Annotated in this window: 22 protein-coding genes and 1 other annotated feature; all 22 genes read left to right on the top strand. The window is 46.6% G+C overall.

Annotated elements, in window-relative coordinates; translation table 11 throughout:
- Positions 1-91 precede the first annotated feature (91 nt).
- The 22 genes from ACTHPG_RS22640 to ACTHPG_RS22745 all read left to right on the top strand — a co-directional run bounded on the left by ACTHPG_RS22640 (position 92) and on the right by ACTHPG_RS22745 (position 20,225).
- A complete protein-coding gene (locus tag ACTHPG_RS22640) occupies positions 92-703 on the top strand; it encodes a Maf family protein (protein WP_440391633.1) in 612 nt (203 codons plus the stop codon).
- Positions 704-743: 40 nt separating this feature from the next.
- Entirely contained in the window at positions 744-1,433 is a 690-nt protein-coding gene (gene radC, locus ACTHPG_RS22645) for a RadC family protein (protein ID WP_440391634.1), read from the top strand.
- A gap of 183 nt (positions 1,434-1,616) precedes the next feature.
- Positions 1,617-2,651, top strand: coding sequence for a rod shape-determining protein (locus ACTHPG_RS22650; RefSeq protein ID WP_076290777.1), 1,035 nt, complete (start codon positions 1,617-1,619; stop codon positions 2,649-2,651).
- A gap of 185 nt (positions 2,652-2,836) precedes the next feature.
- On the top strand, positions 2,837-3,709 hold the full coding sequence (gene mreC, locus ACTHPG_RS22655) for a rod shape-determining protein MreC (protein WP_036605905.1): 873 nt from the start codon (positions 2,837-2,839) through the stop codon (positions 3,707-3,709).
- Positions 3,709-4,242 carry a rod shape-determining protein MreD gene (gene mreD, locus ACTHPG_RS22660; protein WP_036605906.1) on the top strand — a complete coding sequence of 178 codons (534 nt, stop codon included), beginning with the start codon at positions 3,709-3,711 and terminating at the stop codon, positions 4,240-4,242. Before mreC ends, mreD begins: the two co-directional genes overlap by 1 nt.
- Positions 4,243-4,316: 74 nt before the next feature.
- The gene (gene minC / locus ACTHPG_RS22665; protein WP_017692615.1) at positions 4,317-4,979 is read left to right on the top strand and encodes a septum site-determining protein MinC; all 663 of its coding nucleotides are present in this window, start codon (positions 4,317-4,319) and stop codon (positions 4,977-4,979) included.
- Positions 4,980-4,982: 3 nt separating this feature from the next.
- Positions 4,983-5,777: a septum site-determining protein MinD gene (gene minD / locus ACTHPG_RS22670; protein WP_024633965.1), complete on the top strand. Its 795-nt coding sequence runs from the start codon at positions 4,983-4,985 to the stop codon at positions 5,775-5,777.
- A gap of 149 nt (positions 5,778-5,926) precedes the next feature.
- Positions 5,927-6,775 (top strand): peptidoglycan DD-metalloendopeptidase family protein, encoded by an 849-nt coding sequence (locus tag ACTHPG_RS22675; RefSeq protein WP_440391635.1) that lies wholly within the window; start codon positions 5,927-5,929, stop codon positions 6,773-6,775.
- The gene (locus ACTHPG_RS22680; RefSeq protein WP_440391636.1) at positions 6,768-7,628 is read left to right on the top strand and encodes a M50 family metallopeptidase; all 861 of its coding nucleotides are present in this window, start codon (positions 6,768-6,770) and stop codon (positions 7,626-7,628) included. Before ACTHPG_RS22675 ends, ACTHPG_RS22680 begins: the two co-directional genes overlap by 8 nt.
- 106 nt (positions 7,629-7,734) lie before the next feature.
- Entirely contained in the window at positions 7,735-8,985 is a 1,251-nt protein-coding gene (locus ACTHPG_RS22685; protein ID WP_440391637.1) for an Rne/Rng family ribonuclease, read from the top strand.
- Positions 8,986-9,041: 56 nt separating this feature from the next.
- Positions 9,042-9,126: a sequence feature (ribosomal protein L21 leader region), on the top strand.
- A gap of 14 nt (positions 9,127-9,140) precedes the next feature.
- Positions 9,141-9,452, top strand: a complete 312-nt coding sequence (rplU, locus tag ACTHPG_RS22690) for a 50S ribosomal protein L21 (protein WP_342570894.1) — start codon at positions 9,141-9,143, stop codon at positions 9,450-9,452.
- Positions 9,453-9,466: 14 nt separating this feature from the next.
- On the top strand, positions 9,467-9,796 hold the full coding sequence (locus ACTHPG_RS22695; protein WP_440391638.1) for a ribosomal-processing cysteine protease Prp: 330 nt from the start codon (positions 9,467-9,469) through the stop codon (positions 9,794-9,796).
- A 23-nt stretch (positions 9,797-9,819) separates the two neighbouring features.
- Positions 9,820-10,131 (top strand): 50S ribosomal protein L27, encoded by a 312-nt coding sequence (gene rpmA / locus ACTHPG_RS22700; protein WP_017692622.1) that lies wholly within the window; start codon positions 9,820-9,822, stop codon positions 10,129-10,131.
- A 150-nt stretch (positions 10,132-10,281) separates the two neighbouring features.
- Entirely contained in the window at positions 10,282-11,019 is a 738-nt protein-coding gene (locus ACTHPG_RS22705) for a Spo0B domain-containing protein (protein WP_440391639.1), read from the top strand.
- A gap of 17 nt (positions 11,020-11,036) precedes the next feature.
- Positions 11,037-12,347, top strand: a complete 1,311-nt coding sequence (obgE, locus tag ACTHPG_RS22710; protein ID WP_278298514.1) for a GTPase ObgE — start codon at positions 11,037-11,039, stop codon at positions 12,345-12,347.
- A gap of 227 nt (positions 12,348-12,574) precedes the next feature.
- Positions 12,575-13,012 (top strand): ACT domain-containing protein, encoded by a 438-nt coding sequence (locus ACTHPG_RS22715; protein WP_017692625.1) that lies wholly within the window; start codon positions 12,575-12,577, stop codon positions 13,010-13,012.
- 58 nt (positions 13,013-13,070) lie between these two features.
- Entirely contained in the window at positions 13,071-14,357 is a 1,287-nt protein-coding gene (locus ACTHPG_RS22720) for a homoserine dehydrogenase (protein WP_440391640.1), read from the top strand.
- A 112-nt stretch (positions 14,358-14,469) separates the two neighbouring features.
- The gene (gene thrC, locus ACTHPG_RS22725; RefSeq protein ID WP_440391641.1) at positions 14,470-15,540 is read left to right on the top strand and encodes a threonine synthase; all 1,071 of its coding nucleotides are present in this window, start codon (positions 14,470-14,472) and stop codon (positions 15,538-15,540) included.
- Positions 15,537-16,505 carry a homoserine kinase gene (gene thrB / locus ACTHPG_RS22730; RefSeq protein ID WP_440391642.1) on the top strand — a complete coding sequence of 323 codons (969 nt, stop codon included), beginning with the start codon at positions 15,537-15,539 and terminating at the stop codon, positions 16,503-16,505. The genes thrC and thrB overlap by 4 nt, the downstream gene beginning before the upstream one ends.
- Positions 16,502-17,374 carry a prephenate dehydratase gene (gene pheA / locus ACTHPG_RS22735; protein ID WP_440391643.1) on the top strand — a complete coding sequence of 291 codons (873 nt, stop codon included), beginning with the start codon at positions 16,502-16,504 and terminating at the stop codon, positions 17,372-17,374. The genes thrB and pheA overlap by 4 nt, the downstream gene beginning before the upstream one ends.
- A gap of 147 nt (positions 17,375-17,521) precedes the next feature.
- Positions 17,522-18,406, top strand: coding sequence for a branched-chain-amino-acid transaminase (gene ilvE, locus ACTHPG_RS22740; protein ID WP_440391644.1), 885 nt, complete (start codon positions 17,522-17,524; stop codon positions 18,404-18,406).
- Positions 18,407-18,602: 196 nt separating this feature from the next.
- Positions 18,603-20,225, top strand: a complete 1,623-nt coding sequence (locus tag ACTHPG_RS22745) for a LysM peptidoglycan-binding domain-containing protein (protein ID WP_440391645.1) — start codon at positions 18,603-18,605, stop codon at positions 20,223-20,225.
- Positions 20,226-20,804 lie beyond the last annotated feature (579 nt).

A 20,804-nucleotide genomic window follows, 5' to 3' on the forward strand; every position in this document is an offset into this window, starting at 1 on the left:
AATGACGAGTTATGACGAAAAAAAATTAACCAGTGACATCTATTATCGTGATCCGGACAGGATGTTGCCGTGGCATAAGGAGCCGTTCATTTTGGATAACACAAAGCAACGCCCTATTATTCTGGCCTCTACATCGCCTCGGCGCAAAGAACTGATCGCATCACTCCATCTAGCGTTTGATGTAATACCAAGTCATGCCAATGAAGATACACCACCAGAGTGGACACCTGAACAGACGGTGCAGGAACTTGCTTTGCGCAAGGCGTTAGCCGTGTATCGCGGGCTTGAAGGCCGCGAGCAGGAAGCCATTATTGTTGGTAGTGACACCGTTGTTGTTCTGGATGGTGAGATTCTAGGAAAACCCGTAGACGAAGCGGATGCTGAACGTATGTTATCCCGGTTGCAGGGGCGTGTACATCGTGTGTTTACTGGGGTCGCCTGTATCGATGCAGGCAATGGACAGTCTGTCGTTCATTACCGACAAACCGATGTAACGATGAAAGAACTGTCGGATGCGACCATCCGTGCTTATGTGCAGACAGGTGAGCCTTCAGACAAGGCAGGATCATATGCCATTCAGGGCATAGGTGCTTCACTGATCGACCGCATTGAAGGATGTTATTTTAATGTGGTTGGCTTGCCACTATCCCTGCTGAGTGATATGTTGGATGGGTTTGGCGTACATGTGTTGCCGCGAGCATGAATGAAGCCAATTGACGTTTTGAAATGAAAAGAGGGAACATATGGAGTCGCCTCAATACATGATGCGCGACATCCCCCAAGAAGAACGCCCGAGAGAACGCATGATGGAATACGGGGCGGGCGCCTTAAGCCATGCTGAATTGCTGGCCATTTTACTTCGAACAGGCACAAGACAGGAATCCGCGGTGCATATGGCACAGCGGATTCTGACCGAAGCGGGTGGCATTCGCTCGTTAATGGATCTGAGTCTGGAAGAGTTAACTGCGATGAAAGGAATCGGCAATGCCAAGGCTGTACAATTGAAAGCTGGCATTGAGCTGGGTCATCGGATTGCTAAGAGCAAACTAACACAGTCCACTTCAATACGTACACCGCGTGATGCAGCTGACATTCTGATCGAACAATTGCGATATTTGCAAAAAGAACATTTTGTGTGTCTCTTTCTAAATAGCAAAAATCATATTATTGCCCAGGAAACACTCTCCATGGGCAGCCTTAACGCTTCGATTGTACATCCACGTGAAGTGTTCCGGGCTGCTATCAAATGCAGCAGCGCATCGATTGTGTGCGCACACAACCATCCGAGCGGTGATCCTACGCCCAGTCCGGAGGATATCCAAATAACCAAGAGACTGATTGAAGCAGGCGCTATTGTTGGTATTGACGTGCTTGATCATATTATTATCGGAGATGGAACGTACGTAAGTTTGAAGGAGAAGGGCTTAGTATAATATAATGGTTGGCGTTGATGTTTTCCTATGAATGTTAACGGCGTTGTCCGTAAAAGATAGGTTCACTTTACAAATGCAAAATAACAAATGCGAATATTAGCTCCACGTGTTACGTGGGAATGAAATTATCACGCTCTGAATCAGAATAGAGCGGCTATATGAGGCAGAAAAGGAGATTATGTTATGTTTGGTGGTTTTACGAAAGATTTGGGTATTGACTTGGGGACAGCAAATACGTTGGTTTATGTACGAGGAAAAGGAATTGTGGTGCGCGAACCTTCGGTTGTCGCAATACGTACAGATACAAAAAGTATCGAAGCAGTAGGTGAATCCGCCAAAAAAATGATTGGACGTACACCTGGTAACATTCGTGCCATTCGTCCAATGAAAGATGGCGTTATCGCCGATTTTGATACAACGGCAACGATGATCAAATATTTCATCCGCGAGGCGCAGAAACAACGCTCCATGTTCCAACGTCATCCAAACGTGATGGTATGTGTACCATCCGGGATCACTGCAGTAGAACAACGTGCGGTTGAAGATGCAACCAAACAGGCTGGAGCACGTGAAGCCTATACAATTGAAGAGCCTTTCGCGGCTGCAATTGGTGCAGATCTGCCAGTATGGGAACCAACGGGTAGTATGGTTGTCGATATTGGTGGCGGTACAACGGAAGTGGCTGTTATCTCGCTTGGTGGTATTGTAACGAGCCGTTCCGTTCGTGTAGCAGGTGACGAGATGGATGAATCCGTTATCCAGTACATCAAACGCCAATACAATCTGATGATCGGTGAGCGTACGTCGGAGCAATTGAAGATGGACATCGGATCAGCAATGCCATTGGAGCAAGTAGAAACGATGGAAATTCGTGGACGTGACCTCGTTACAGGTCTGCCGAAGACCATTACGATTACTTCGGACGAGATCAGCGAAGCGTTGGCTGATACGGTGAATGCGATTGTTGAAGCGGTAAAAGTAACACTCGAGAAATGCCCGCCTGAACTTGCAGCAGATATCATGGATCGTGGAATCGTTCTTACAGGCGGTGGGGCATTGCTTCGCAACCTGGACAAGCTTCTGGCTGGTGAGACAGGAATGCCTGTCATCGTGGCTGAGAATCCGCTGGATTGTGTAGCGATCGGAACAGGTAAAGCGCTAGAGAATATTCATTTGTTCAAAAGCAGAAGCAGTTCGGCAGTTCGTTCCAAACGTTAATGGGTATTTGCCTAACTTGGCATAGCGACTAAGTGGCAAGATATCTTTATAGAGGACCCGGTTAACCCCGGGGATGAGCTATTACCCGCTTAACAGGGGAGGATCGGCTGATATTCTCGCAGGGACTACAGGTCTGACAGTCTCCCCGCCGGGCATGGCTCGGAAGAGAATATGGATGTTAGAGGGTGTTCGAACTGTTTAAACTGCTAGGCAACAAAAGACTTTTTGTTTTGCTGGTGGGCCTTGTTACATTTATCGCGTTAATGGGCTTTACGCTCAGTCCGCGAACCACTCTATCCTGGCCGGAGAAATTCCTGAAGGATTCAGTTGGATTTGTACAATACGTATTTTACAAGCCCGCTTCCTATGTAGCGGGCTTTTTCAAAGATGTGGCGAACATGCGTACGGTATATGAAGAGAATGAAGAGCTTCGCATCGCGATGGGGCACTATACCCGGGACCGGCTGAAGTACAATGATATGGAGCAAGTGAATGAGCAGCTGCAGAAAGCGCTCAATTTTACCGAAGAACAGAAAAATCGGTATAATTACGGTTCACGAATTGCTCAGGTTATCAGTGCCAATTCGGATCCAAACAGCAGAACGATTAACATTGATATTGGTGAAAATGCGGGGATTAAGCCGGGGATGGCTGTTACCTCGCAGGAAGGGCTGGTGGGCGTGATTAGTCATGTCAGCTCATATACGTCAACCGTTAATCTGTTAACGTCCATGGACGCCAACGATCCGACATCCAACGCCATTGCAGCAACGGCTGTAGGTAAAGAGAAAGTATTTGGCATGATTGAGAGTTATGATCCGAAGACGGGCATGCTCAAGATGACCAAAATCTCGGAAGATTCTAATATCCAAAAGGGTGATGAGATCATCTCCTCCGGAATCATCAATAACTTTCCGAAGTACATGCGGATTGGTGAAGTGAAGAGTGTCGAGAAAAGTGAATATGGTTTGACCAAAACAGCTACAATTGAGCCATATGCAAGCTTCCTAGATTGGAAAGAGCTGATTGTCATTATCCCGCCTGAGGTAAAAGAATAATGGTGACGCGCAAGCAAGTCTTGTTCCTGTTGTTATTCGTTTTGTTCATTGCGGAAGGTACGATTTTGCCACTGCTCATTCCTTCTGGATGGCAGATGCGTATTTCTGCCAACCTGGTCTATATCGTAATTTTGTTTATCGCTGTGTATCATCATCGGCACACGGCACTGGTGCTTGGTATATTTTTTGGACTATTGCATGACGTCGTATTCTACGGTGAGATGATTGGACCTTATGGATTCTCGATGGGATTATCGGCCTACATGATGGGACTCATTTTTCAAGCACCGCGTGCACCACTGCCGGTTATGGTATCGGTTGTCATTTTGGGAAGTCTGCTTAATGACACCATGCTATTCTTCCTGTACAAGCTCTTCCAACTTAACCACGTGACCTTTGACTGGGCTTTGATTGAATACATGATTCCTAATTTGTTCATTCATTTTGTGTTTGCCTTGATCATATATGTCCCGCTTCGGAAACAATTGGAGCGGATCGGCAAGAGACGGAGCAAGACAGAAGAAGCTTCCTAAATACATTTATGGAGCGCAAAGCAGGAACTTGGGGCCCGGGGCACGAAATGTAATGAGATGGGAGGGACAGGCTTATGACGGTAAAATCGAATCACGTAACGATTAAAGGCATCCGAGACGGCCTGGTTTTCCTGTTGGACGATCAATGTGAATTCGAGGAATTGCTCTATGAGCTCCGCTATAAGCTGGAACACAGCCATCAAAATATTTTGACCGGACCAATTGTTCATGTGGATATCAAGTTGGGTGCCCGCGAAGTGACAGAGGACCAGAAAGAAGCAATCCTCGATATCTTGAAGCAAAAAGGGAATCTGCTTATTCGATCCATCGACTCACCTGCACTCCAACCGGAGGTTAAAGGACCGCCGCCGATTGTAACCATGTGTGGCATGGTGCGTTCAGGTCAGGTGCTTCATCATGAAGGAAATCTCCTGTTTCTTGGGGATATCAATCCGGGGGGCACAGTGACGTGTACCGGAGATATATATGTGTTGGGTTCACTCAGAGGCATGGCTCATGCCGGAATTGGCGGGGACGAGGAAGCAATCATTGCCGCTTCGGTATTTGCACCGACGCAGCTACGGATTGCCGATATCATCAGTCGTCCTCCCGATGAATGGGAGAGCCGAGAGACCGGAATGGAATTTGCTTACTTACAGGACAATCAGATGCAGATAGACAAAATGAGCAATATCGTTCGGTTACGCCGAGATTTTAATGTGTTTAAAGGAGTGTAGCTCATGGGAGAGGCGATCGTGATCACTTCGGGTAAAGGCGGCGTGGGTAAAACAACCACCTCAGCAAACATCGGGACAGCGCTGGCGCTGCTCGGCAAAAAGGTTTGTCTGGTAGATACCGATATCGGCCTTCGTAATTTGGATGTCGTGATGGGACTCGAAAACCGTATTATTTACGATCTGTGCGACGTTGCGGACGGCCGCTGCCGTCTGAATCAGGCTTTGGTCAAAGACAAGCGTTTCGAAGAATTATACATGTTGCCTGCGGCGCAGACGAGAGACAAAAACTCAGTATCGCCAGAACAGGTGAAGGATATTATCCTTGAATTAAAAAAAGATTTTGAATACGTCATTATTGATTGCCCAGCCGGGATCGAGCAGGGGTTCAAAAATGCGGTAGCAGGAGCAGATCAGGCCATCGTGGTTACTACACCGGAAAATGCTGCAGTACGTGATGCTGATCGCGTCATTGGACTGCTGGAGAGTTCGCACATTCAATCACCAAAGCTGGTCGTGAATCGAATTCGCAATAATATGGTGAAATCGGGTGACATGTTAGATATCGATGGTATTTTACAAGTACTTAATATTGATCTGATTGGCATCGTGCCTGATGATGAACTGGTCATCAAAGCTGCCAATTCAGGAGAACCTACGGTCATGAATCCAGATTCACTTGCAGCGATTGCATATCGGAATATCGCACGCCGCATTCTGGGAGATACGGTTCCATTAATGCAGCTGGAGCAAAAAAAGGGTGCTTTTTCTCGTTTCAAAAAGTTCTTCGGAATGGGTTAACTCGTTAAACGAACTTATTCATAACCTGAATACATGACAGCCGCGGCGCTTAGCCCCGGCTTTTTTTGTTACCTGCCCGCAGGCTTGTTCATATTATCATCCACCTCTTCATAGGATGTAGTAAACAAGCCTCGGCGGGAGGATATTCCATGAACACGAAACTCAGAATCAAGCAGAGACGAGAAGAGCGCATTCGGCGGCTGATGGACGGTGCGGCTGTGGAGGTCATACAGGAGCAAAAAGTAGGTTCACTGTTGGACAAGAATGAGATCATGCACCGGAAACCGTTTATGTCTAGTGAGGGGATACAAGAACGAGATCCAGAATGGTTATGGAAAAAAGAGAATGGTCATTTCGTTCCAGGGGGGAATTCGAGATTCAACCTTTTCAAGTCACTTCTAAAACGAACGGTCATTAGCGCTTTCATATTTGGCGGAGTATGGGGACTGTTTCAATTAGATACATCGTGGACAACATCCCCCAAAACAGTCATTGCCGATGCACTCCATCGAGATATGGATTTTGCCTCTGCAGCAGCATGGTATGAGCGGCATTTTGGAGGAACGCCTTCGTTTCTGCCTGTTCTTGGACATACGACGGATGCTGTCAATGGTTCAGGTATTCGGCAGTTACTCGGGAAACCAATCTCAGGAACAGTGGTTCAGCCGTTCGCACTGAGCATGAAGGGAATTGAGATTGTTCCGGATGCCGCAGGTGCAGAACTTATACAAGTTGCAAGTTCGGATGCTGGGCGTGTCATGGAGGTTATCGGGGATGCAGCAAGTGGATTCACAGTTGTCATTCAGCATACAGGTAATGTCACGGCAATATACGGTCGGCTGAACGAAAGTGAAGTGAATGTGAATGATTGGGTGGAAGCGGGGAATCCGGTGGGGAGTCTCAAGGCTATGGGTGGTCAACAACCGGCCACGCTCTATTTTGCAGTCAAAGAGGGCGAGGAGTACGTAGACCCAGCGGAAGTTGTTGCCCTTGATTAGGGTATGGGGAGTCCGTATAACGTTTCATCCGTTTTTTGTAATTATCATGATGGCCTCCCTTCTGACTGGACATTTTATTGAACTTATTACGTTGTTTGCCATCGTATTTATCCATGAATGTGGACATGCGGCGGCGGCGGCCCTTCTGGGATATCGTGTCTTGTCGATCCAAATGCTTCCTTTTGGAGGAGTAGCGGTTATCGAAGATGGCGGTACGATCACGGCTTACCGGGAGATCGTGATTGCTCTGGCAGGTCCATTACAAAACATGCTGATGGTTGGCGTGGTTATGCTGTTACAGTATAGCCATCTGGGCGATCCGGTTTTTCTCAATTATATCATTCAGGGGAACCTGCTCATTGCCCTATTTAATCTGCTGCCAGTACTTCCTCTGGACGGAGGGAAAATTGTTCAGGCGCTTGTCAGTCTGTGGGCACCCTACTATACAACATTAATGTGGACTTACAGAATTAGCATTCTGTGTAGCGCAGGGGTTATTCTATATGCGATAAGCCGGTGGTTTACTGGGGACTACGGCCTACCGCTTAACATTCTGTTAATTGGCCTTTTTTTGTTCTATTCGAACTTGACGGATTACCGAAATGTACCCTATCGCTTTATCCGTTTTCTCATGAATCGAGAGGGTTCGTTCGCTCGTCACGCGGCTACTGGCAGTTTGGCGCAGCCAATAATCTCATTTCCGGCGAAACCTTTGGACACTATTTTGCGTCTATTAAAGAGAGAAAGATACCATATGGTATACGTGATGAACAGACAGGGTCGAATTATGGCCGTCTTGCCTGAGCAACGGATTATCGGTTCCTATTTTCAACAAAATAGTGATAAATTGTAGTGTTCTGGTGGACCTGTTCCGAAATGGGTTAATACATGTACAATGAGAATTGTAAAGATACTGAAATGGATGTGGATGAATTGAAATGTCTTCTAGAGGTGAAGCCATGAAACAAATGATTGTACATAATGAACATAACCTCATGCAAATGGCGCTTCTGGAAGAAGGCAAAGCTGTGGAATTTACGGCAGAGCGTACACGCGAGCGTGGACTGCTGGGTTCCTTTTTCAAGGGACGGGTCGTGAATGTGTTACCAGGTATGCAGGCTGCTTTTGTGGATATTGGTCAGAAAAAGAATGCGTTTCTGTATGTGGATGATGTGTTACATCCCCATCTGGAGAAGCAGCCTAAGGTGAAGCCTTCCATCTCGGAGTTGCTCCGTCCAGGTCAGGAAGTCATTGTTCAGGTGCTGAAAGAACCGGTAGGAGGCAAGGGAGCCCGGGTGACGACTCATTATTCACTCCCGGGCCGCTGGCTTGTCTACATGCCTATTGCCGACTACGTAGCGGTATCCAAGAAAATTGCCCGTGAGGGGGATCGTTCACGCCTTAAGGCACTTGGGGAGCAACTGAGGCGCGATGAAGAAGGACTTATAATTCGAACCGTATCTGGAGAAGAGCAGCATGAAGCCATTAAATCGGACTTGGAAACATTACGCGCGCAGTGGTATCTGATTCGTGAAAAAGCGGACAGCTTGCCTTCGCCAAGTCTCTTGCATCGGGATCACAGCATGGTACAGCGAATCATCAGAGATGTGTATACGCCAGGAAGTGACGAGGTCATCACGGATAGTGAAGGACAAGCCCGTGAGGTAAAGGCGTTACTGGAGGAGATCAGTCCCGGTCATCAACCCAAAGTACAGGTGTATCGGGGAACAGAATCCATCTTTGCTGCCTATGGTGTGCAGGAACAGTTGAACAAGGACTTTGCCCGTAAAGTGTGGCTACCGGGTGGCGGATATATTGTCATTGATCATACGGAAGCTCTAACTGTAGTGGATGTGAATACAGGTAAATATACGGGAGCCGGCGGTGACAGTCTGGAAGAGACCGTGACGGAGACCAACATGCAGGCAGCAGTAGAGATTGCCCGTCTGATGCGCCTTCGTGATATTGGTGGTATGATTATTGTTGACTTTATTGATATGGAGGAAGCCTCGAATCGGCATGAAGTCGCGTCAACCTTGGAGAGCGAGCTCAAAAAGGATCGGACCAAAGCGTTTGTAATTGGCTGGACCAAGCTGGGTTTGCTCGAACTTACCCGTAAGAAAGTGCGGGAAGAGAGTACATTGCCATATGTGGAGCCGTGTTCTTCCTGTCATGGAACGGGGAAAAGATATATTTCACCTTTGCATTGATTTTTGATATATTCCGTGATATAATCTTCAAGTATGTGTTTAGCCTATTGGTCTTGCACATGCTGTAACCGCACTGGCCAGGTATAAGAACAGTTCCGCAAGGAGGCTGTCACCTGAGAACGGGCGAGTCTGAGACATGAGGAGGTGCAAGGCAAATGTACGCAATTATTGAAACAGGCGGCAAACAGTACAAAGTCCAAGAGGGCGATGTTCTGTTCATCGAGAAATTGACTGCGAACGATGGCGAAAGCGTAACGTTCGACCGTGTCCTGGCTGTATCTAACGATCAAGGTTTGACAGCAGGTACACCATTGGTTTCCGGAGCTACTGTAACGGCTAAAGTGGAGAAACATGGCAAAGGACAAAAGGTTATCGTATACAAATACAAACCTAAAAAGAACTACCATGTGAAGCAAGGTCACCGTCAACCGTACACTAAAGTAACTATCGAAACAATCAAAGCGTAAAGAAGGTGCGATAAGTGATTATCGTTCAAATCTTTCGTAATGAGGACGGGAGCATCGAACGCTTTTCCATCGAAGGGCATGCCAATTTTGCCAAGCGGGGAGAAGATATCGTATGTGCCGGGGTATCCGCTGTTACAGTGGGTACGGTGAACTCAATTGAAACATTGACCGGTGTCGAAATGGATGCCAAGATGAAGAATGGCTTTTTAAGTGGTTCTTTACCTTTGTTAGAGAGAGGGGAAACCTCGTCCCAGGTACAATTGTTACTCGAATCCATGGTGGTTATGCTCTCTAATATTGCAGAGTCATACGGGAAGTATATTAAAATACAGCAATTCAAATAAGCAAAGAAGGAGGACAACCAATCATGTTGAAATTAAATCTTCAGTTATTCGCATCGAAAAAAGGTGTAGGTTCCACGAAGAACGGACGTGACAGTAATGCTCAACGTCTGGGTGTTAAACGTGCTGATGGTCAAACAGTAACTGGTGGTAGCATTCTCGTTCGCCAACGCGGAACGAAAATTCACCCAGGAACTAACGTTGGCATCGGTAAAGATGACACTTTGTTCGCGAAAATCGACGGCGTTGTAAAATTCGAACGTTGGGGACGCGACCGCAAAAAAGTAAGCATCTATCCTGTTAATGTTGCTCCTGTAGCAGCAGCAGTAGAAGCGTAATATCGGCATTCCGCCTAAGGAGCCTTCGGCATTTTTGCCGAAGGTTTTTTGTATTCAATGGTTATTCGATAATGAACTGGCAGAAAAGACATGTTATACTTGGTTACGGTGGGTGTAGACCAACCGAGTTTTGTAGAACGGGGAGAAGCCATGAAATCTTGGAAAAGAGTGCCGTGGATTGCGGCATGTTCACTTCTGATTCCTTTGGTTTTCGTTATGTTGTATCCGGCGATGATCTCAAGCGTCGTATGCGCATTGTGGTCCGTCGCAGTAGTGCTCATTTCTGTGAATGCGATGAAGAAACAGGCGGAGGCGGAACGCAGAACCATCATACAATCCATGGAAAAGACAGCAATTGCTTCATTAAATCATCATCGACACGACTGGATGAACGACCTTCAGGTGTTATATGGATATCTTCGGCTGGGCAAACTTGATAAATCCCTGCAATGTGTGGAAAGAATAAAAGAACGGGTTACGGAAGAGAGCCGAATCTCCAGGTTGGGCATTCCCTCCCTCGTATTTTATCTTCAATCTTTTCGGGCCAGTGGAATGGCGCTGGAATTGCATGTGGAAATAGAAGATGAGTTGCAGCTTAGTGCTCTGGTCTCTCCCGAGGATGGCGAGTCACTTACCGGGGCGATTGCGGATGCAATCAGGGCCTATCAATATGGCGGCGGCCGGTCTTCTTGGGGAGAGGTTCGCAAACTGACCTTGAACTTCGGACAGGATCATGGAGATGTGGTTGTCCGACTGGATGGGGATCAAACACCCGATCCGGAAACACTGCGGCAGCTTACTGCCGTACTCAAAGGAAATAAAGTCAGAACGGAGCAATTTCCGTCTGAGGATACGTTTATACAATTCAGAATGCCGTGTGGAATATAGGAAGAAGGGGTTAACCAATGTTTGTAGATAAAGCGAAGATTTATGTGAAAGCCGGAGACGGAGGGGACGGAATTATTTCATTCCGTCGTGAGAAGTACGTACCAAACGGCGGACCTGCTGGAGGCGATGGAGGCAGAGGCGCTGACATCATTTTCCGTGTGGATGAAGGTCTGCGGACGTTGATGGATTTCCGTTACCAGCGCCACTTCAAAGCCCCGCGTGGTGAGAAGGGACGTAATAAAAGTCAGCATGGTGCAAACGCTGAGAACATGATTGTGCGTATTCCACCAGGAACGGTCATTTTGGATGAAGACAGTGGAGAAGTACTGGCGGATATGACACGCCACGGTCAACAGGTTGTTATTGCTCGTGGTGGCCGGGGCGGACGGGGCAACATCCGATTTGCCACCCCGAACAACCCTGCGCCTGAACTTGCCGAGAACGGTGAAGAAGGACAAGAGCGTTACATCGTGCTCGAATTGAAAGTTATGGCCGATGTGGGTCTGGTTGGTTTCCCGAGTGTCGGAAAATCCACATTGCTTTCTGTCGTTTCGTCAGCGAAGCCAAAGATTGGTGCTTACCATTTTACAACCATTACACCGAATCTGGGTGTAGTCGGTGTAGGTGAAGGCCGCAGCTTCGTTATGGCCGATTTGCCTGGTCTGATTGAAGGCGCACATGAAGGAATCGGACTGGGACATGAGTTTTTACGTCATGTCGAGCGTACCCGTATTATTATTCATGTGGTAGACATGTCGGGTTCAGAAGGACGCGATCCATTTGAAGACTGGCAGAAAATCAATGATGAACTGAAACTGTACAATCCGCTTCTGGCTGAGAGACCGCAGGTTGTAGCGGCCAATAAAATGGATATGCCGGACTCCGAAGCAAACTTGGAGCAATTCTTGCAGCAAGTTCGCGAGGTGCAACCGGATATTGAAGTGATGCCTATTTCATCTCTGACTCGTAAAGGGATTCAAGAGCTCTTGTATCGTGCCGCTGATCTGTTGGATCAGATTCCGGACGAGCCAGTGGTTGAAGAGGTAGCAGACGTATCCGAACGTAAAGTGTACAGCTTGGACAAAAAAGAGGACGAAGGTTTCCGTATTGTGCGTGAGAATGAAATATTCGTTGTGGAAAGTGCCAAGATTGATCGCATGATGAAACGGATGCAATTGAACTCGCATGAAGCTATATTGAAACTCGCACGTACACTGCGTTATATGGGTGTGGATGATGAGTTGCGTAAGCGCGGAGCTGTAGAAGGCACCATCGTGCGCATTGGAGACTTTGAATTCGAATTTGTGGAAGGCAGCAGTTATTACTAAGTGGCTTTCTTTCATTGAGAGACATATCGATATAACAACGCAGAGAAGTGGGAAGTGGACCCGCACTCTGCGTTTTTTTGTTTTTTCCTGACATGAGAGAGGGATAAACTTGTATACTGTGAGGAACGTATTTTCAAAAATAGGCGTGTCATGTATTGCCCTTTTGTCATAGTTCCTATATAATGTCCACTATATGAATACATGAGTCTTTGAGGAGAGGACGTTCTGTGAACGAACGCTATTACTTAGTACGGGAAGATATTTTACCAGAGGCTGTGGTCAAGACCATGCAGGTAAAAGAACTATTGGCTTCTGGTGATGTAAAAACAGTGCATGAGGCGGTTGAACAGGTCGGTTTAAGTCGGAGTGCCTTTTACAAGTACAAGGATGGAATTCATCTAATCAACCAGCTTGAACGCGAGAGAATTGTAACGATCTCCATTGATCTGGAGCATCAGTCAGGGATATTGTCTCGTGTGCTTGGACATGTCGCTGGTTATGGAGCCAATGTACTCACGATTAATCAGAGTATCCCGCTTCAGGGTAGAGCCAATGTTGTCATTTCAGTTGAAACGACACATCTGCATGGGGAAATTGGTGAAATGCTGGATCGAATGCAAGATATGCCGGGAGTAAGACGCACGCGTATTGTAGGCCAAGGTTAATTGGGCTTTAACATACAGGACTGACAGACAAGAATAGACATTAGGGGGTAGATCGTTAGTGAAACCAGTAAAAGTCGGATTGTTGGGTCTGGGAACTGTCGGAACGGGAGTCGTTCGCATTGTGGAAGGGAATCAGGAAGATCTGAGCAGTCAGGTTGGATCACCGATTGTCATCGAGAAGATCGCAGTGAAAAACACAGAGAAAGAACGTGTTATTGCTGTAGACCGTGCCAAGCTCACTGAAGATCCTTGGGAAGTCATTCGTCATCCGGATATTGATGTCATCGTTGAAGTCATGGGCGGCATTGATCAGACGAAAGAGTATATTCTTGAAGCGTTGGAGCGTGGGAAACATATCGTAACAGCGAACAAAGATCTCATGGCACTGCATGGTACAGAGATCCTGGCGAAGGCGCAGGAAAAGCAATGTGATGTGTTCTATGAGGCGAGTGTTGCGGGAGGGATTCCAATCATTCGTACGCTAATTGAAGGTTTCTCTTCCGACCGGATTACCCGTATTATGGGGATTGTGAATGGAACAACGAACTTTATTCTGACCAAAATGAGTCAGGAAGGTGCATCCTATGAAGAAGTGCTGGCTGAAGCACAGGCGCTGGGATACGCTGAATCGGATCCAACCTCCGATGTGGAAGGACTTGATGCAGCTCGCAAAATGGCAATCTTGAGCACGCTCGGTTTCCGTACCAATGTGGAGTTGAAGGATGTAACGGTTAAAGGGATATCCTCCGTAACCCGTGAAGACATAACGTATGCCAGAAGACTGGGCTATGATATGAAGTTACTTGGTATTGCGGACCGGATTGACGATGAGATCACGATTAGCGTACAGCCGACTATGGTTAGACAGAATCATCCGATTGCTTCAGTCAATGGTGTGTTCAACGCAGTATATGTACATGGTGAAGCTGTAGGGGAGACCATGTTCTACGGTGCGGGTGCTGGAGAACTGCCAACGGCAACTTCGGTTGTAGCTGATATTGTGGCGGTTACCAAAAACCTCAAACTTGGTGTGAATGGCCTTAAAGCAATTGTGCCTTATAAGACGAAGCGATTGCAAAGTGACGAGCAGATCGTGTCGAAAAACTTTATTTTACTGCACGTAGACGACAAAGCCGGCGTATTGGCACAAATCACACAAATTTTCGCAGAATATGATGTCAGTCTGGCCTCGGTTGTGCAACAGCCGAATGAGCACAACCCGGATGCCGAGATCATTATCGTTACACATAATGCAAGTAAGGCAAGCATGGACAAAGTGTTAAAACATTTTGAATCACTCAGCGTCATTCGTCGCATTAAGAGTGTATACCGGGTTGAAGGATAACTCTCCGCATCCCTTGCTGCATCTCGATTATTTCAGTAATGTACAAGTTAATCATATCCGCATCAATCCGTTATCATTTCAGATTATTAAAACATAAAGGAGTTTACCCACAATGAGATATCAAGGACTTTTGCAAACGTACAGAGAGCACCTTCCGGTTAATGAAAATACACCCCTGCTTACGCTTCAGGAAGGTAATACACCGTTGATTCATGCGGAGAACCTGTCCGAGGAGCTCGGCTTAAATGTATATTTCAAGTATGAAGGGTTGAACCCTACGGGATCTTTCAAGGACCGCGGTATGGTTATGGCTGTTGCCAAAGCGATGGAAGAGGGCAGCCGTACGATCATGTGTGCATCCACAGGTAATACGTCAGCAGCTGCAGCGGCCTACGCAGCACGTGGTGGCCTCAATTGTATCGTGCTGATCCCGAATAACAACATTGCGCTGGGTAAACTGGCCCAAGCCATGATCTATGGTGCTAAAGTTATTGCGATCAATGGTAACTTTGACCGTGCACTGGAGATTGTGCGTGAGATCACAGCCAAACATCCGATCACACTTGTAAACTCTGTGAATCCGTTCCGGATTGAAGGACAGAAAACAGCAGCGTTTGAAGTCATTGAACAACTTGGCGAAGCGCCTGACGTTCTGGCTATTCCAGTTGGTAATGCGGGTAATATCTCGGCTTATTGGAAAGGTTTCAAAGAATATAAAGAGGCAGGTAAATCCAGCACGCTTCCACGTATGGTTGGTTTCGAAGCTGAAGGTGCGATGGCCATTGTCAAAGGAGAGCCGATCCTTGAACCTGAAACAGTAGCAACGGCAATTCGAATCGGTAATCCGGCGAGCTGGAAAACGGCAGTAGCTGCAGCTGAGGAATCTGGTGGACAGATCAACTATGTAACGGATGAACAAATCCTGGCAGCGTATCGTACACTTGCTTCTCGGGAAGGGATTTTTGCTGAACCTGCTTCTGCGGCTTCTCTTGCCGGTGTATACAAACTGAAGAGTGAAGGGTACTTTAAAGGCGGAGAGACTGTAGTTTGTGTGCTTACAGGCAATGGTCTGAAAGATCCTAATATTGCCATCAAAACAGTAGCGACAGAGCCACTTGTTGTTGAAGATACGGAAGAAGCGGTAATGGCGGCCATTGCACAACTGGAGCAGCAATCTGTATGAGTTTGCGTGAAAAGGTAACTGTAAAAATACCTGCAAGCACAGCTAATCTCGGCCCGGGGTTTGATACCCTGGGCATGGCATTGTCTCTATACGCCTGGTTGGAAATGAAACCTGCCGAGCAGACGACATTTCATCTTCACGGCGATCATCTGACAGGCCTGCCGACGGATAAATCGAATTTGATCTATGAGGTCGCACAGATGGTATTCGATGAAGCTGGGGTATCTGTACCTGAATTGGAGATATCCATGTATTCCGATATTCCGCTTACGCGGGGGCTCGGGAGCAGTGCATCAGCCATCGTTGGTGCGCTGGCGGCAGCAAATGCATTTATTGGTGCCCCTTTATCCGATGCGAAACTTCTGGATATGGCCACATCCCTTGAGAAACATCCTGATAATGTGGGGGCATCGCTATTTGGGGGTATTATTACAGCTGCTTGGAATGGTCAGAAGGTTGATCATATTCGCATTGAACCACACCAGGATTTGCAGGCTTTGGTTATTGTACCTGAGTTCCAGCTGTCTACTTCAAAAGCAAGGAATGTGATTCCGGAGCAATTTGGCATGTCTGATGTAGTGCATAACATTAGCAGATCCTCACTGCTCGTTGCCGCTTTGGCGAGTGGACGACTGGATATGATTCAGAAGGCGATGTCAGATCGAATTCACCAACCGTATCGGGCATCATTGGTGCCAGGCATGGCTGAGATATTGGAACATGCTGTCGATCATGGAGCGTTGGGAGCTGCCCTGAGCGGAGCTGGACCGACCGTATTGACTTTGGTAGATCGTCATGACACCCGCAAAGCGGAATTAGAACAATATTTGCTTAATACCATGGAGCGGGAGGGCATATCTGCTTCTGCACTGTGGCTCGATCCGGATTTGGACGGTGTAACCGTGCTGCCTGATCAAGATGAACGTCCTTTTCTGGACAGAATCAAAGGGGAAGTTAATGCATGAAACGAATTGCAGTATTACCTGAAGGCTCAGTTTCCCATGAGGCGATTGATTTCCTTTTTAACAGTGAACCGTTAGATTTGCAACACTCCAAGCTGATTTCGGATGTTTTTCGAGCAACAGATAGTGGGAAAACACAATACAGTGTCATTCCGATTGAAAATACAATTGAAGGTTCCGTTAGTCTTCATATGGACTGGCTTGTGAATGAAGTCGATATTCCAATGCAAGCGGAGTGGGTATACCCATCCATCCAGAATGTTATTGGACATGGCTCGGAGTTTAGGACGGAGAGCGGCGAATATGATTTCGGTAAAATTACCAAGATCATGTCTCATCCTGTGGCTATCCCGCAGTGTCAGAACTTTATTCGGCTTCATTCGCCTGGGGCGGATCTTGAAGGTGTGAACAGTACAGCCGAAGCTGTAGAAATTGTGAAAAAAAATCCGGGTAAGGGTTGGGTAGCAATCGGTACCAAGCTTGCTGCCCAAAAACATGGCCTGGACATTATGGCTGAACGGGTTACAGATCATGACAACAACTATACCCGTTTTGTGCTCATCGGCCATGAACCTGTGGACATACCTCGTGAACCGGATCATGTGAAAACCAGTCTGCTGGTGACGTTGCCAGAAGATGCACCGGGAGCGTTGCATCAGGTATTGTCTGCTTTTGCCTGGCGGAAGCTGAATTTGACTCGTCTCGAATCTCGTCCAACGAAGAAACGATTGGGCAGTTACTATTTCTATATTGATGTGGTGGAAACGGTCGATTCGGTATTGCTCACCGCAGCCATGGCCGAGATAGAGGCGTTGAATTGTCAGGTGCGCGTTCTTGGTAGCTATCCTTGTTATACATATCCTTCGAGGTAATCGACCTTTATGGTGGTTGTGAATGTCAGAAGGTTGTCATAATTCTGGGTAGAATGAACAAGTAAGGGCTTGTCATTTGGTGTACAATGTACGGGTTAATAACTTCGGAGTATAGGGAATGGATATTTTATGGAGGTGCAGTCATCGGTGGCAGAACAATGGATCTATTTGGATGGTCAGTATGTGACCAAAGAGAATGCAACGGTTTCGGTATATGATCATGGATTTTTGTATGGAGACGGGATTTTTGAAGGTATTCGGATCTATAACGGAAATATTTTCAGATGTAAAGCCCACTTGGATCGTTTGTATGATTCAGCAAAATCCATCAGTTTGAACATCCCACTGTCCATGGATGAGATGCTGGAAGTGATGGCTGAAACGGTGCGCCGCAATGATATGCGTAATGGTTATATTCGTCTTATTGTATCGCGTGGCCCGGGTAATCTGGGGTTGGACCCGTTACGTTGCCCCAAGGCATCCGTTATCATCATCGTGGAGCAATTGGCCATTTATCCGGAGGAAGCGTATCTTACTGGATTAAAAGCTGTGTCCGTATCCCAACGCCGGAACATCCCGGACGCCTTGAATCCGAAAATTAAATCCTTGAATTATCTGAATAACATTCTTGTTAAACTTCAGTCTAACTATTCAGGTGCTGGAGAAGCAATTATGTTGAATTCCCAAGGTTACGTTACTGAGGGTTCAAGTGATAACATTTTCATCATCAAAAATGGTGTAGTGTACACGCCGCCTTGTTATCTCGGAGCACTTGAAGGGATTACACGTCAAGCCATTATCGATCTATGTGGCGAACTTGAGCTTGAATTAAAAGAAGTGCCATTCACCCTGCATGATGTATATATCGCAGACGAAGTCTTTTTCACCGGGACAGCTGCAGAAGTTATCGCTGCATATGAAGTTGATGGAAGAACAATTGGTACGGGTGTAGCAGGTCCGGTAACGCTGAGACTGTTGGAAGCATTCCGTCAGATTGTTGACAAAGATGGTTATAAAGTGTGGGAATCTTAAGTTAGAATCGTATGACATAGGGAACAGGAATCCTCCTTGTCCGATAAAATTCAGCATACCTGGTGTATGGGGATTTTAGAGACAGGAGGATTTTTTTTGTTTTAGTTGATGTCATTAGCCCGGTTTCTGCATAGGATGTAGTAACGGTATGGGCGAATGTACTGCCCAAGTATGACGTCTAGGAGGTTAGTTCCCTGTGAAAATACACATGGTGAAAAAAGGCGACACATTATATCTGCTGTCCCAAAAATACAATGTTGCGCTGGACAAATTGATCGCGGCTAATCCGCAAATCACAAATCCCGACAAGCTGGATATTGGCATGAAGGTCAAAATCCCTGCAGAGCCAGTGACACCGAAGCCAGAAGGTGTGCTGCACAGTCACAAGGTTCAGCAAGGAGATTCATTATGGAAGTTGGCACAAGCCTGGGGAGTTCCTTTAAAAGATATGATCAATGCCAATCCACAGTTGAAGAATCCGAATGCTCTTCTGGTAGGGGAAACCGTCTATATTCCTTCGATGCATGCACAAGGAAACACCACATCTAATTCGGGTGCTGGCAATATTGCTGCTCATGAAAAGTTGTCGCCAGAAGGTAAGGAATACACGGGAGTCAAAGAACCGGAACCACCGGCTCCAGTTGCACCAACTCCTCCTGCACCCGTATCAGAGGTTCCAGTCCCAGTACCTGCGCCACCACCAGCTAATCCAGAAAAGCCGAATGTGAAGCCTGAACTGGAAGCACTGCCGCAGTTGCCAGAGCTTCCTGAAGTGAAACCGGAAAAGGAAACGCACAAAAAAGAAGAGGTTAAACCTGAAGTTCATGTTAAACCGATAGAAGAATCCAAGAAATACACAATGCCTAATCTTTCGCCTGAAATTATGCCTTTGCCTGTAATGCCTAATACAAAGTCTCCAACTGAGGTTGCACCAGCAACGAAAAAGCCTTGTGGCTGTGGTAACAAGTTGCATCATGCGCCAGCAGAACATCCTTATGTTCAAGTCCCGGTTCCTGTACAAGAGGTGTATGGTGTTCAGCAAGACATGTACACGGCGGGAATGAGCAACAATGCGCCGTTTCCAGGCCTTTCGGAAGTTAGTCCTTACAGTGGCGGTGAAATGACTAATAGTCCTTGGACTGGTGCGGAGCAGAGTTATAACCACAATAACGTTATGCCCAATCTGTCCGCAGAAATGCAAAATAACTCATTTCCGATTGCGCCAGCTAGCGAAGTGAATAGTCCATTTCCAACGTATGCAGCACCTAGTCATATGAATCATCAGCCACCTTTCATTTCCCCATACTCGATGCTTCCGTATCCTCCATGCGGATGTGGCTCACATACACATGTCCCTCAGTATACTTATCCTTCGCATGGTTATCAGGATCCGGCTTGGGGCATGTATGGTCCTTCGTATGGTATGCCGCCTGAAATGTCTACATCGACGATGCCAAACCAGCCAATTGAGTATGCTTATCAGAATCCATACCCTACTCAGAATATGGTCCCGCCATTCCCACTTGGAGCGTTTGGTGAGATGTATCCTCCTCAAGGGCAAGGCACGGGTGGCAAAAAAGGGGGGCGTGAAGACGCTAACTTAAGTCAGGTAGCGATTGAAGAGGTTGGATCAGAGTCGGAGTCGAAGTCCAAGCAAAGCGGAAATAAGCCAGCATCCGCTAAACGCAGAACGAGCAAGGCTCCTCTGAAGAATAAATCCAAGGTATCCGTGTCTGGGAAAACATCCAGAGAGGGTATAGCTACATCTAACCAACGGAAATCAAATAAAAAGCGTCGCAATCCATGGATACAAAACTAACCAGAGAATTGCGAAAGATGAGTAAGTAAGGTACTAGTTTACGTCAGCGGGAAGTTCACTCTCTATAGAGAGTGAACTTCCCGTTTATATGAATAAATAATGTGATAGTATAACGGAGATATGTTCAGAAATAATGGAACATATTTTATTAAGATATTATTGAAAACCCTTTCATGGATGTGTTAGAATATTTATACCCTTTGAGAGATCATACCATTATGATAGGACAAGATAGGGAACCGATATGATAGTTTTTGCTAATGGAAAACTACTAAAGAAAAGAAATGAAAAAAACTGTTGCATTAGTTTCAGCCATATGATATATTATTTAAGTCGCCGCTGAAACACACGGCTGACAAGGGAAACACAAGTAATGATGAAATAAGTTTGATCTTTGAAAACTGAACAACGAGTGAGTAAACATTCTGATTGCAGAATGAACGCGAAAGTTCGAGACAAGCCTTGGCTTGAATCAGCTGGAGCACAAATGAGATGTTTAATCTCGTCAGATTCAAAATGAGCTTATCGCTCTTTTCAATACTTTATTGGAGAGTTTGATCCTGGCTCAGGACGAACGCT

The sequence above is a fragment of the Paenibacillus sp. SAF-068 genome (assembly GCF_051967555.1).
Classification (GTDB): Bacteria; Bacillota; Bacilli; order Paenibacillales; family Paenibacillaceae; genus Paenibacillus.

Coding starts and splice junctions, on each gene's coding strand:
- radC (WP_440391634.1), top strand. CDS start 744: ATGGAGTCGCCTCAATACATGATGCGCGACATCCCCCAAGAAGAACGC.
- ACTHPG_RS22650 (WP_076290777.1), top strand. CDS start 1,617: ATGTTTGGTGGTTTTACGAAAGATTTGGGTATTGACTTGGGGACAGCA.
- mreD (WP_036605906.1), top strand. CDS start 3,709: ATGGTGACGCGCAAGCAAGTCTTGTTCCTGTTGTTATTCGTTTTGTTC.
- minC (WP_017692615.1), top strand. CDS start 4,317: ATGACGGTAAAATCGAATCACGTAACGATTAAAGGCATCCGAGACGGC.
- minD (WP_024633965.1), top strand. CDS start 4,983: ATGGGAGAGGCGATCGTGATCACTTCGGGTAAAGGCGGCGTGGGTAAA.
- ACTHPG_RS22675 (WP_440391635.1), top strand. CDS start 5,927: ATGAACACGAAACTCAGAATCAAGCAGAGACGAGAAGAGCGCATTCGG.
- ACTHPG_RS22685 (WP_440391637.1), top strand. CDS start 7,735: ATGAAACAAATGATTGTACATAATGAACATAACCTCATGCAAATGGCG.
- rplU (WP_342570894.1), top strand. CDS start 9,141: ATGTACGCAATTATTGAAACAGGCGGCAAACAGTACAAAGTCCAAGAG.
- rpmA (WP_017692622.1), top strand. CDS start 9,820: ATGTTGAAATTAAATCTTCAGTTATTCGCATCGAAAAAAGGTGTAGGT.
- ACTHPG_RS22705 (WP_440391639.1), top strand. CDS start 10,282: ATGAAATCTTGGAAAAGAGTGCCGTGGATTGCGGCATGTTCACTTCTG.
- obgE (WP_278298514.1), top strand. CDS start 11,037: ATGTTTGTAGATAAAGCGAAGATTTATGTGAAAGCCGGAGACGGAGGG.
- thrC (WP_440391641.1), top strand. CDS start 14,470: ATGAGATATCAAGGACTTTTGCAAACGTACAGAGAGCACCTTCCGGTT.
- thrB (WP_440391642.1), top strand. CDS start 15,537: ATGAGTTTGCGTGAAAAGGTAACTGTAAAAATACCTGCAAGCACAGCT.
- pheA (WP_440391643.1), top strand. CDS start 16,502: ATGAAACGAATTGCAGTATTACCTGAAGGCTCAGTTTCCCATGAGGCG.